General features: G+C 48.9%; 9 protein-coding genes. All 9 read left to right on the top strand.

Translation table 11 applies throughout. The features are described from left to right. Nucleotide 1: 1 nt before the first annotated feature. The 9 genes from Dvar_RS03170 (at nucleotide 2) to Dvar_RS03130 (ending at nucleotide 12633) form a co-directional block, all read left to right on the top strand. A complete protein-coding gene (locus Dvar_RS03170) occupies nucleotides 2-1345 on the top strand; it encodes a sigma-54-dependent transcriptional regulator (protein WP_419660281.1) in 1344 nt (447 codons plus the stop codon). Continuing rightward, nucleotides 1342-1896 carry a 16S rRNA (guanine(966)-N(2))-methyltransferase RsmD gene (gene rsmD / locus Dvar_RS03165; RefSeq protein WP_419660280.1) on the top strand — a complete coding sequence of 185 codons (555 nt, stop codon included), beginning with the start codon at nucleotides 1342-1344 and terminating at the stop codon, nucleotides 1894-1896. The genes Dvar_RS03170 and rsmD overlap by 4 nt, the downstream gene beginning before the upstream one ends. Nucleotides 1897-1981: 85 nt before the next feature. After that, nucleotides 1982-2464 (top strand): pantetheine-phosphate adenylyltransferase, encoded by a 483-nt coding sequence (gene coaD / locus Dvar_RS03160; RefSeq protein WP_419660279.1) that lies wholly within the window; start codon nucleotides 1982-1984, stop codon nucleotides 2462-2464. Nucleotides 2465-2467: 3 nt separating this feature from the next. Next, nucleotides 2468-3373: a selenium metabolism-associated LysR family transcriptional regulator gene (locus Dvar_RS03155; protein WP_419660278.1), complete on the top strand. Its 906-nt coding sequence runs from the start codon at nucleotides 2468-2470 to the stop codon at nucleotides 3371-3373. 469 nt (nucleotides 3374-3842) lie between these two features. Then, on the top strand, nucleotides 3843-5405 hold the full coding sequence (locus Dvar_RS03150; RefSeq protein WP_419660277.1) for a glycosyl transferase family protein: 1563 nt from the start codon (nucleotides 3843-3845) through the stop codon (nucleotides 5403-5405). A 105-nt stretch (nucleotides 5406-5510) separates the two neighbouring features. Beyond that, on the top strand, nucleotides 5511-8432 hold the full coding sequence (locus Dvar_RS03145) for an NfrA family protein (protein WP_419660276.1): 2922 nt from the start codon (nucleotides 5511-5513) through the stop codon (nucleotides 8430-8432). A gap of 63 nt (nucleotides 8433-8495) precedes the next feature. Next, a complete protein-coding gene (locus Dvar_RS03140) occupies nucleotides 8496-9545 on the top strand; it encodes a DUF4434 domain-containing protein (RefSeq protein WP_419660275.1) in 1050 nt (349 codons plus the stop codon). Between the two features lie 69 nt (nucleotides 9546-9614). After that, a complete protein-coding gene (wecB, locus tag Dvar_RS03135; protein ID WP_419660274.1) occupies nucleotides 9615-10808 on the top strand; it encodes a non-hydrolyzing UDP-N-acetylglucosamine 2-epimerase in 1194 nt (397 codons plus the stop codon). A gap of 100 nt (nucleotides 10809-10908) precedes the next feature. Next, nucleotides 10909-12633: a DUF2334 domain-containing protein gene (locus Dvar_RS03130; RefSeq protein ID WP_419660273.1), complete on the top strand. Its 1725-nt coding sequence runs from the start codon at nucleotides 10909-10911 to the stop codon at nucleotides 12631-12633. The last annotated feature ends 24 nt before the right edge of the window (nucleotides 12634-12657 follow it).

Genomic DNA, 12657 nt, shown 5'->3' with positions numbered 1-12657 from the left:
CATGTTCCCCTCCATCCTGATTGCCGACGACGAACCCTCCATACTGCAGTCCTTAGGCGGCCTGCTCACCGATGAAGGGTTCGAGGTACTGACCGCCGACAACGGTTACGAGGCATTAAAGATCATCGACGCCGAGGCACCGGATCTGGTCATACTGGACATTTGGATGCCGGGAATTGACGGCATTGAGACCTTAAAGGAAATCAAAAAGGCCCATCCCGTCCTGCCGGTCATTATCATCACGGGTCACGGCAATGTGGAAACCGCCGTCAAAGCGACCAAACTCGGTGCCTTTGACCTGATTGAAAAGCCGCTCAACATCGACAAAATCATTGTTGCCATTAACAACGCCCTCAACTTTCGTCGCCTGGAGGAAGAAAACCGCTACCTGCGCAAAAAAATCATCGAGCGCCACTCCATCAACGGTAACAGCAAACCGGTCCAGGCGCTGAAAATGCAAATCGCCACGGTGGCGCCGACCGATTCCTGGGTGCTGATCAAGGGTGAAAACGGTACCGGCAAGGAGCTTGTGGCCCGGACCCTGCATCAGCTTAGCCCCCGCGCCGAATCCCCGATGGTCAATGTCAACTGTGCCGCCGTACCCGAATCGCTGATCGAAAGCGAGTTGTTCGGCCATGAAAAAGGGGCGGTTCCCGGTTCCAGTGCCAGAAAGCGAGGAAAATTCGAGCTGGCCAACACCGGCACCATTTTTTTGGATGAAATCGGTGACATGAACCTGTCCACGCAGGCCAAGCTCTTGCGCATCCTTGATGAAAAAAAATATCAACGTGTGGGCGGTGGACGTGAGCTGACCTCGGACGTTCGCGTCATTGCCGCCACCAACAAGGATCTTGAACTGGAAATCAACAACGGCAACTTCAGGGAGGATCTGTATTACCGCCTCAATGTGGTTCCCATTGACGTTCCGCCCCTTCGCGACCGGACCGATGACATACCGATCCTGGTGGAAACGTTTCTGGCCGAAGCCGCCGCCAGCAACCGTGAAAAACAAAAAACCATCGCCGATGATGCAATGGATATTTTTAAAAAATATACCTGGCCGGGAAATGTGCGCGAACTGAAAAATCTGATCGAACGTCTGGTGATCATGGTTCAACATGATACCATCACCCGCAAGGATCTGCCGGCCAATCTGCTTGAAACCAAACATACCGGCAGCGCGCTGTTTTCCATCGACAGCTTTGATCAGGCCCGTATCGCTTTTGAAGCGGAATATGTGCGTAAAAAACTGGCGGCTCACGATGCGGATATCGAAAAAACAGCCGACGCCATTGGTGTAAAGCCGGCCTATATTCAGTCTCTGCTTGATGGAAAGGCCGAATGAGAGTGATCAGTGGTATGTTAAAAGGGCGCCGACTGGTGGCCCCGGCGGGCCTTTCCACCCGGCCCACCGCCGACCGGATCAAAGAATCGGTGTTCAATATTCTGGGCAACAGCATCCAATCCGCCATGGTGCTGGATCTTTTTGCCGGCACCGGCGCGCTTGGCATTGAGGCGCTTAGCCGCGGGGCAACCCACGCAGTTTTCATTGACCAGGCCAAAGCGGCCCTGACCGCCATTCGCACCAACATCCGCAATTTGGGCATCAGCGATCGCACCCGCGTTTTGCAGTGGAATATTTCCAACGGTCTTACGTGTCTGTTATCGATGCCGCAAGCGTTTGATTTGGTGTTCATGGATCCCCCCTACAAGTCCAACGCCGTTGTCCCGGCAATGACCGCTCTTCTGGCCTGTGGTGCCCTGGCGCCAACGGCTCGCATTGTCATTGAGCACAGTGTCCAGGAGCCCTTGGACATGTGCCCGGCGCCATTGACGCTCACCGATCAACGAAGATTCGGCAAGACCCTTGTTTCTTTTATGGATAAAATGGTATAGGACGGCGCGAAGAACAACTTGCTCATGTTCAATAGAATCGTCTTTAAGTTTCGCACCAACCTGATTTTTATCGCTGGGAGCTGTCATGCAACGAATCGCTATTTATCCTGGATCCTTTGATCCCGTTACCTTGGGCCATATTGACATCACCAAAAGAGGGTTGAAACTGTTTGACCGTATCATTGTCACTATTTTGATCAATCCCGGCAAAAAATCGCTCTTTACCATTGATGAGCGGCTGGAAATGCTCAATGAGTCCATGGCCGGCATGGACAATATCGAGTTTGACACCTATGATGGACTGCTTGTCGACTACGCCCATCAACGGGGCGCCCATGCGGTCCTGCGCGGTATGCGGGCGGTTTCCGACTTTGAATACGAATTTCAGCTGGCACTGATGAACAGAAAGCTCAATCGCGAGGTTGAAACCGTATTTTTCATGACGGGCCTGCGCTGGATTTTCACCAGTTCTTCGATTATCAAAGAAGCGGCCCGATTTGGAGGGGATATCTCGGACATGGTGCCGCCGTGCGTAGACAAACGGATTAAAGCCAAATTTGGAATTTAAGTCATGGATTTATGGCAACTGCAAATCTTTTGTAAAGTGGTGGACCTGAAAAGCTTTTCACGGGCTGGACGGGCAGTTCATCTGTCCCAACCCACCGTTTCCAGCCATATCAAGGATCTTGAAGATCATTTCGACTGTCGTCTGATTGATCGCCTGGCCAAAGAAGCCCTGCCGACCAAGGCCGGTCGCCTGCTCTATCGCTACGCCAAGCGCATGATGGCCCTTCGCGATGAAACGGAAAGCGCCATGGCCGAATTCAAAGGCAAAATAAAAGGCAGTTTGGATTTGGGCGGTAGTACGATCCCTGGCGCATTTGTTTTACCGGATATTGTCGGTGCCTTTACCTCACGGTTCCCGGAGGTAAAAATAAGCCTGACCATCGCTGATACGCAGCAGATTATCGATGCCATCTCATCTGGAGATCTGGAATTAGGCGTGGTCGGTGCCGTGGCCAACAGCACCAACGTGGTGCAAACCCGGCTGGTGGATGATGAGATGGGACTGGTCATTCCTGCCGATCACCGCTGGGCGGGAAAAAAGCGAATCACCGCCAGTCAGCTGTTCAGCGAGCCGTTTATCATCCGCGAATACGGCTCGGGCACCTTGAAATCGATTCAGAACAGCTTTTCTGAAGCCGGGTTTAACGTCAACGATTTGAACATCGTGGCCCGTATCGGAAGTACGGAGGCCATCCGGCAGGGCGTCAAAAGCGGAATCGGGGTCACGATTCTTTCATCGATCGCGGTCACCGAGGATGTGGCGGCCGGCAAACTAAAATCGCTTTCCATTGACGGCCTGAACCTGAAGCGCTCTTTTTATTTGACCTACCATCGCAACCGGAGTCTCTCGCCGCTGAGCAAAACATTTATCGATTTTATTAACAGCCAACTTTCGTCTTCTAACGACTGACAACCGTCATTATTGTGCGATCCCCTTCTCATTACTCACTTCTCATCTCTCCGCATTGTGAAGATGTGTGAATTTTTTTTCTCACATTGTATTTATTTACATACAAATTAGCAATTAAATTTCACAACCATCTCAACGAATTACCAGCCAAGGCCCATTACATGGGCAATTAAGAAACTTGCACGCTTCTTGCTATAGGAGTTTTTTCTCGTTCTCATACTGTTGCACATCTCTGCTCTCATATTGTAAAAACACCTGTTGACCTGCAATTACAAAGTGAGAACCACCGTTGCAAAAAAGAGATGGGAACTAACCATCTTCTGATTCCCAACAACATGATTGTTTAAAAAGGCAAAGGCTACTGCCGTTGCTGTTGGTTAGTTTTTGCCTAAATGACGGCTATCGGCTGTGGTGAATTGCTGCCCAGCGAGGCATGTTCTCAATCCATGACGGAGCTACCGGAGTTATAATGCTCAACACAGATATAACAATAATACTGTTTTTTGGCGCTCAACTTATTTTTGTCGTGTCAGCTTTTATATTTGCGATTTCAGCAATTGATGATTTTTTCATCGATATCTATTTCTATTTATTTCTTGGCATCAAAAGAAAAGAACATGGCCCTCAAATCGTGAATAGAAGAAAATTGTGCAGTTCTCCTCAAGGCTACCTTGCCATCATGCTTCCTGCTTGGCAAGAAAGTGGCGTACTCGAGAAGTCAGTATCAAATATTCTGCGCACGCTAGATTATCAGAATTATCATATCTTTATTGGCACGTATCCCAATGATCACGAGACCCAAGCGGAAGCAAAACGCTTGGCCCGGCAAAACAAGCGCGTTCACCCAGTTGTCACCCCACTTCCAGGGCCAACGTGCAAAGCCGATTGCCTGAACAGCATTGTCAAAGCGATATTTGATTTTGAAAAAAAAGCCTCCATTGCGTTTGCGGGGTTTATCCTTCAGGACGCGGAAGATATTGTTCACGAACTGAGTCTGAAAACCTTCAACCATTTCCTGAATGAGTATGATCTGGTTCAGATACCGGTTTTTTCATTAAAGCGAAAATGGCATGAACTGACGGCAAGCCATTATATGGATGAGTTTGCGGAATTTCAAAGTAAAGAGATTCGTGTCCGTGAAAAGCTGGCCGGCCTTGTTCCCGGCGCAGGTGTGGGAACGGCCTATTCGCGAAAAGCCGTTTTGGCTTTCAACGCCAAAGATGAAGTATTTCGGACAAACACCCTGACTGAGGATTATGAATTCTCTATTCGGTTGCACAAGATCGGACTCAAACAGATTTCCGCCAGCATCATTATAGAAGACGATCAGGCTGGCGAGCCGCCCAAATCAAAAAAAGCAACACGTTATTGGAATATCGATAAAATCATTTCAACACGTGAGTATTTCCCAAACCGGTTTTGGTCAGCGGTTCGACAAAAAACACGTTGGACGATTGGCATTTCGCTCCAAGGCTGGAAGAATTATCAGTGGCGCGGAAATTGGCGTATTCGCTATTTGTTCTGGCGTGATCGCAAAATGCTTTTCTTCGCCCAGGCCATTGCAGCGGGCTTTGTTTGCCTGCTTTTGTTCTCAACCCTGACAACTTATCATACCTTCATATTAGACGGCTACAAATTTGCGCCTTTGTTGGCGCACGACAGTTTAATCTGGCATCTTGTGTACTTTAATCTTTTCATAACCGGGATACGGATTATACAGCGGTATTATTGGACATATACGATATATGGGTGGTCCGCGCTGCCAATGCTACCCTTGCGCTATGTATGGGGCGCATTGATCAATTACCTGGCCATCACGCGAGCCATTAAAATATTTTTTTATCACGAGTTCAAGGGACAACCCATTGGTTGGGATAAGACCACGCATGATTTTCCGGAAGAGTTCTTTGTTCCTTCTGAAAGCGTCTCATTGGATCGTGTCCCTATTGATGGCAATGCCCAAACCGAATCAGCCCCAGCGAACCCGCATCGCCCCATTCACCCTGAGCTTTCGACAGAAAGTTACGGCTAACATCGACCCTTATTTGAAACAAGCATTAATATGAACACCCGTTATCGTTACCATTTTAATATCATAAATACCAACCTTCTCTTTTTTCCAATCGATGCATCCAGGATGACACTGGTTTTACTAATTATCAATCTGTTGCTGTTGTTGCACGGACATGCTGCTTGTTATGCATCACCCAATGAAGGGATCTATTATGGCAATGTGGAAATGGACGCATCGATCTTCCATGGCGACATCAAAGATGCCATCAACGTCCCTGCATCAATCCTGTATTGGCAGTATCGACAGCGCGTTAAAGAGATAACGCCGCCGGATCACTACTGGAAGGAGATATGGCGTTCCCGCCGCAGTTATCCATATGCCCAGCGCGCCATTGATTTATGCCATGAACACAAATTTGCCGAAGCGATAAGCATTTATGACACCTATCTGGAAAAGGATCCAGGCCACCTCTTGATGCAATGGGATCGCTTGGTGTTACTGGACGTCATGAAAAATAGCCAACGCATCGAAATCGCCGCGACTGAATTCCTCAGTCACGCGCCAGGTTTTGGTCCGGTCTTAATTCTTCGCGCGCTGGCCCGTAAAGACCTGAAACACAATATGCAGGCAGAGACCGATTGGAAGACGGCGCTTGAGGGGTCAGGTCTTACCGATAACGACCGCTGGCGGGCCATGGCTGAAATGATGTTTTCAACGTACCAACGCAAAGCGTATGCAGCATCTTTGAAATGGTGCGAACAGCTGATGCAAAGCAAGCCCCCCACAATAGCGGACATGATCTTTCGCGCTGGACTGCTTGAGAAACTGCAGCAATGGCAGGCGGCCTACACACAGTGGCAGATTGTAATGGATAGCCAACCAGGCATCAACGAACACCGCCAGGCAATCTTGGCCGGGGCTGTTCTACTTCAAAAAATGCAAGATGAAAAAGCAGCCTTTCAACTGCTGTCAGACACACAAAATAAAGCGCTGTTTGATCAGCCGGGTACGCCAGAACCAGACCATGAATCCTATTATTTGCAACGGGCCCAACTGGCCCAGCGATTAGGGTATGTTGATCTGGCTATCCAATGTTATGAAAAATTAGGGGCAAATAATCTAAACGATGATCGGCGTTTGTCTCTTGCTCGTCTTTATGCAAAAAGCAAACAGCATGACAAAATCATGCCCCTTCTTTTTGCCCCCCGACAAGTCACACTTGACCATACCCAGGCGTTGCAGCAGATGCTGGATTTGATCCACGACCTTGCCGGCCAGAAAGCATTCCAATTGGCCAGTACCCTGCTAGAACAATCATTTCCATTGGCCAGGGATAACTATCAAAGAAACAAGCATGACCAGAGTTCAAGATCCATGTGGGTGTACTACCTGGCGACAAGATCGACCCTTACCGGTTCCGGGAATGGTCAACAGCAAAAAGAGTCTTCGCTGGCCCAATTGGCCATCCTCACGGGAGATTTCCAACATCAAATGGCTTATGCCGTTTTTCTGGCCAGCCATGAAAAACCCCACGAGGCAATAGAGATCTTCAATCTAACGGTTGAACGCAGCGATCTTTCATTCAAACAACGATCAAAAGCGTATGCGGCGCTCGCCGCTGCTTTCGGACAAACCGGCCAGTTTACCAAGGAAGCCTTGGCCTGGAATCAGGCGTATCGATATGAGGATACGCCCATGTATCGCTTATACGAAATCCAGGCATGGAAAAAAGCGGGCAATTTCCAAGCTATTGAAAAAATCATCCATAATTTTCCAGTTCAACGATTAAGTGCCAAACATCAAGTCTCCTGGTATGAGACAACCGCTCATACCTGGCGGGAAATGGGAGAACTGAATAAAAGTAAAATGGCATGGCAAAAAGCTTCGGAAATACAACCCAGAGCATTCTATCACTGCCAGATCAGCGATATTTTGGTCGCCCAAGGCGATCTGAAAGGCGCCGAAACACATACCGAGAGAGTATTTCAAATCTGGCCCCAAAATCCACGCATCATCAAGCGCCTTGCTTACATCAATATCCAACTGGGGAATAACGAAAAAGCGACCATGCTCTTTGAGCGCCTTAAAAAAAATGGTTGGGATAGCTATGAGACATCGGCGGATCTCGGATTTGCCTATGCACGGATGGGAGAGAACGAATTGGCCTATCAAAACCTTGTCAACGGGGTGGATAAGGTGCTGTCCGACGGTAATGGCGATCCCCGAAAAAACGCACAACAACAATCCGTATTGGCCAGCATGCGTAGCCAGATCGCAGAAATCGATCGCCGATTTGAATTCTTGATCGCAGACAGCTTTTACTCATTAAACGATGAAGATGGTGTTTTAAAACTGCCATCATCATCGCAATGGTTCAATATGGGAATCGGAATGGTAGAGCTCGGATTTCGGCCTCCCCGGATAGGCTATGATGCCGGCCGCATCCTGACCCTCTTCGGACGCGTCATGTGGCCGAATCGATCCGATAGCATTCGTCCTGAAAAGGATACCCTGCAGGCCGGGTTAGGCGTGAAATATAAACCCTTGAAACAGACCAACGTCATCCTGTCCGCCGAACAAATATTTGGGTTGGGGGATGAAATTGATGATCACCTGCTGCTTCGCATCGCGCATTCAGCAACGCATATGCCGTCTAAGCACAGCCACGCAAAGGATGGGCCATCCATTCTCGATTATTTATCCTATCGACAGGTCTATACCGATATCGGCAAGGCGTTCGATAATGACGACTCCTGGTTTATCAGTCATGAAACACGGCTGGGGAATGACTTGTCCGGCAAGGATAATCGGTTTTATCTGTTGTTCGGATATCTGCAAGGCAACGCCATCCTGAGCAGTGATGAGGATTTTGCTCAAATTCAGACCGGCATCGGTTTTTCCTGGCAACGGCTTGGCGGATTGGATCATTACAGGGGATATCAGCGGGAAGCCGAGCTTTTGTTCCGCTTAGGGTACGTTGTGTATGAGGATAACGACAACCTGGGGTTGAGTACGCTTTTGGGCCTGCGCCTTTCTTTTTTCTAACCTTATATTTATTTGTGCTTACCGTCCCTTTTTGGATGCGGCACAGCCAAAAGGACATCGTATATGCAGACAAATCATGATTCCAAAAGATTTTCTATCTATCCACTGTTTTGCGTTCTTTTTCTGATGGAGGCGTTGATCGCCTGTACGCCCCCTTCTGCTTGCCTGACCGCCGATACAAATCGAACATTCGTTCAACTATGGAGAGATGATGCCAAACGAACGACCACAGACTGGGACCAATGGTTTTTACAAATCGAGCATTTGGGGTTCGATGAAATCATTGTTCAATGGAGTTCGTATGATGACATCAGTTTTCATGTTGATTCAAGGCCAGGATATGAAAATGCACCTTGCCTTGAAGCTTTTACAAGAGCCGCTTTGAAACATCAAAAACGAATTTGGCTGGGACTTGATTATGATCCCGGTTTCTGGGAAGCCATTGATGCATCACCCGGTGGCGTAAAGCAGTATTTGTCCATGCGCTTGTCCAAGATCAAACAAAGGCTTCCGTATTTGCTGCAGTCTTTGCAGGCCATCGACGCACAGGACAAAATCATACAGGGTTGGTATATCAGTGACGAGATCGATGACGTCAACTGGCGGGATCCGCTGCGCCAACAATTTCTGTTCGCCTACTTGAAAGATCTTCGCTTGGTTCTTCACAAGGCGCATAAAGACTGGCCGGTATTGATCTCTGGATTCTCCAATGGGGCCTGCCCCCCCGATGATTTGACCACATTTTGGAATACCGCGCTCAAATTCACCGGCATTGATGGGGTTCTGTTTCAAGATGGCGTTGGGGCGGGCAAACTGTCCCTTGATCAGTTAGAAACATATTTAAACCATTTTCACTCCCACCTTGAGGATGCTGATCATCGTTTCGGTGTCATCATCGAATTATTTGAATTCACAAAAAATAATTCAAAGCAGCCCCATGCGCTTCAGTCCGCCCAGTTTTCTCGGGTATCACAGCAGATCTTTCTGGCCCAACAATACAGCACCTTGCCCATTACTGTTTTTTCAGCACCCGATTATCTTAAATCAGACGGCGATCAACAGAGCCGCAAATTATACAGGGACTGGGAAATCGACAGAGCATTCTGCCAATAAGACATAATGAAAAAATCTCCCGTTCCTGGAATACACCAATAGAAAATAAAAAATGGAGGATAACTGTCGATGAAACAAGAGCAATCAAAAATTGCCATCCTGATTGGCACTCGGCCCGAGGCCATAAAAATGGCCCCTGTCGTAAAGGCATTGCGAAATTCTCAGCATTACGCGCCTCAGGTTCTTTTATCTGGTCAGCAGAAAGATCTCAGCCGATCCGCATTGAAGGCGTTTGGCCTTGAATCCAAAGACGTGCTGGTCCGGCATTTTGACGATTACAGTCTTTCCGGCCAGGCCAGCGGATATTTAGACGCGTTGAGCGCCTATTTAAAAGCACAGCCCGTTGAATTAATGCTGGTGCACGGTGATACCACCACCGGTTTCATCGGGGCACTGGCAGCGTTTTACCAACAAATTCCAGTCGGCCATGTCGAAGCCGGACTGAGAAGCAACGATCTTGAAAATCCATTTCCCGAAGAGGCCCATCGGCGGCTGATCGATCCATTATGCCGGCTGCTTTTCGCCCCCACGCAGCGAGCCAGACATAACCTGATCAACGAAAATGCAAATCCAAACCATATTATCGTGACCGGCAACACGGTGGTCGATGCGGTACACGAGTTGGCCACATCACCGGTGGATCTTCAAAAGCACTTGGCGGATTTCATTCAACCGGCTTGCCGATTGATCCTGCTGACCGCCCATCGTCGTGAGAATTGGGGGGCGCCTATGAAAGAAATCTGCGGTGCGACGCGGACATTGGCCGATCGGTACTCCAATTTGCGATTTATTGTTCCGGTGCATCCCAATCCGAATGTCAGTTCAACGGTCCATGCCATTTTAGGCGATCACCCCCACGTACTCTTGGTTCCGCCCCTTAACTACATGGATTTGATTGCCGTCATGCGTCGCGCCTATTTAATTCTTACGGATTCTGGTGGCATTCAGGAAGAAGCACCATGCGTCGGTACACCGGTGCTTATTTTGCGCAAAGTCACCGAAAGACCGGAAGTCGTTGAAGGCGGCTGCGGTCGTCTGATCGGGACCGGGCGAGATGATATTATCGCGCAAGCTTCCACCATCCTTGAAGATCCTGTATCACGCGAACGCATGATCCCCGAACGGAATCCGTTTGGCGACGGCAAAGCCGCACTCAGAATCGTCAGAGCCATCGACAATTGGCGGCACCACCGACCACTGGATATGGAAAACAATGATTTTACGTTTGATCCAGAAATACCCGGCAAGACAATCAGCCAATGATCTTAAGACCAGTCCGATATTCATGGTTTAGGCCGAAAAGTTCACTGCTGCCTGCATGCAGAACGTATTTCATTCAAACCGCAAAAGGAGAGAAAAGTAAATGACTATCGCAGATCGATTGTTACCCGGCCATTTCAGGATGTTGCCATTGTTTTGGTTGCTTGCTGTCATGACCATCGCTGTCAGTGCCCACGCCCGTCACCATCATCATGGAACCGACAATCAAATCTTAATTCTCTACGACAGTGCCGGCCCCTACGATCACATCGGAAAGGAACATGCTATTTTGCTGGAGAACCTGTTGGGTCACTTTAACCTGGAGATACAAAAAAAGCCGGTTTGTGAGTACTCCGCCGGTGATATCCAAAACCAGCAGGCAACTTTTTACATCGGTGCGACGTTTGATGAGCAAAGTTACTATGCCGCAGATTCTACAGAGTGGCAGAATTATGACGATTTCCTCGCCGATTGCGCCACGGCAACGGCCCCTGTGGTTTGGCTGAACTACAACCTTTTGTACCTCCAATCAAAAATGGATGCCCAAACGCCCAATGCGTTCGCCGAAAAATTCGGTTTCATCCCCATCGGCGTGGTCAACAATCAATACAATCGGGTTCTGTACAAAGACACGGAATTATACAAAGGCGTGGTGCCGTTTGCCAATCCAGGCGCCGATCTGACCGGCTGCGTGGAAGAAGGCGATGGTCGCTATGCCTGCAGCACGGAACTCAACGCCCTGTCGATTGTTGATAGCGAAGACACGACCGTTTTTGCCTGGGCCTATTCCACCCTCTCATCCGCGGAGAACACCCCATATATCACCCAAGGTAATAATTTTTGGTTCATCGGTGATTTGCCCTTCATGTATCTTTGTGAAGAGGATCGCTATCTGGCCTTTGCCGATGTCTTGCACGACGTGCTTGATACTAATCACGACACGTCACACCGGGCGCTGGTCAGACTGGAAGACGTCAGCAGTGATACCGATGCCGACGCACTGCAGGCGGTAACCGATTATTTAAGCGGGGCAGGCATTCCCTTTTCAGTGGCGACCATTGCCCAGTATCGAGACAATTTGATCTTTGACCCACCACTGGCTTTATCGGAAAACGGCCGGCTTCTAAAATCGCTGTACCGCAATCACAAGGCCTCGATTATTGCTCACGGCTATACCCACCAACGCGATTGTCTCGAGAACCCCTACAACGGGATCTCCGGTGATGATTTTGAATTTTATCGCGTGATCCTCAATGCTGACAACTCCCTTGACTATGTTTCACCCATTTCTCCTGACACAAAACTGCAAAACCGCCTTCGTATGCGCAAGGCCAAATCGGCACTCAAGCTTGCCGGTCTGTCCCCTTTTTGCTGGGAGGCCCCGCATTATCTGGCAAGCGAGAATGCTTACAAAGGTATCAGTGAGCTTTTTCCGATTCACTATGGCCGCCTGGTTTACTTTAATCAGGTTGGCGATCAAACCCACCCTATCGGCTTCAGTAAAAGCTTTTACAACACCTATCGGGGAGAAAAGCCCCATATACTGGGACAGTTTTTCCCATACCTGATCCACAAGGATGTGTATGGGTACAAAGTCATTCCTGAAAACATTTGCAATATCGAGCCCGATCCGTTTGAAGGCTATCGGCCGCTGTTTCCGGAGGACTTGATCCGCCACGCGGAAAAAGCACTTGTCGTTCGTGACGGCTTCGCCAGTTTTTTCTACCACCCGGATTATGGCGTCGACTATTTGCAAGAAGTGGTCGAAGGCATACAGGCATTGGGCTACACATTTGTTGCCGCGGACAGCCTTTTCAGCACCCGATAACGTGGGTGTGACCTGATCCATCGG

The sequence above is a fragment of the Desulfosarcina variabilis str. Montpellier genome, assembly GCF_048565275.1.
Taxonomy (GTDB): domain Bacteria; phylum Desulfobacterota; class Desulfobacteria; order Desulfobacterales; family Desulfosarcinaceae; genus Desulfosarcina; species Desulfosarcina variabilis.
Note: the sequence above shows the minus strand (reverse complement) of the source record. Positions and strands in the feature narration are given on the sequence as shown.

What these genes read in the sequence shown, in the direction of transcription:
- Dvar_RS03145 (WP_419660276.1), top strand. Translation starts at nt 5,511, where the DNA reads ATGACACTGGTTTTACTAATTATCAATCTGTTGCTGTTGTTGCACGGA.
- Dvar_RS03170 (WP_419660281.1), top strand. Translation starts at nt 2, where the DNA reads ATGTTCCCCTCCATCCTGATTGCCGACGACGAACCCTCCATACTGCAG.
- rsmD (WP_419660280.1), top strand. Translation starts at nt 1,342, where the DNA reads ATGAGAGTGATCAGTGGTATGTTAAAAGGGCGCCGACTGGTGGCCCCG.
- Dvar_RS03155 (WP_419660278.1), top strand. Translation starts at nt 2,468, where the DNA reads ATGGATTTATGGCAACTGCAAATCTTTTGTAAAGTGGTGGACCTGAAA.
- coaD (WP_419660279.1), top strand. Translation starts at nt 1,982, where the DNA reads ATGCAACGAATCGCTATTTATCCTGGATCCTTTGATCCCGTTACCTTG.
- Dvar_RS03140 (WP_419660275.1), top strand. Translation starts at nt 8,496, where the DNA reads ATGCAGACAAATCATGATTCCAAAAGATTTTCTATCTATCCACTGTTT.
- Dvar_RS03130 (WP_419660273.1), top strand. Translation starts at nt 10,909, where the DNA reads ATGACTATCGCAGATCGATTGTTACCCGGCCATTTCAGGATGTTGCCA.
- Dvar_RS03150 (WP_419660277.1), top strand. Translation starts at nt 3,843, where the DNA reads ATGCTCAACACAGATATAACAATAATACTGTTTTTTGGCGCTCAACTT.
- wecB (WP_419660274.1), top strand. Translation starts at nt 9,615, where the DNA reads ATGAAACAAGAGCAATCAAAAATTGCCATCCTGATTGGCACTCGGCCC.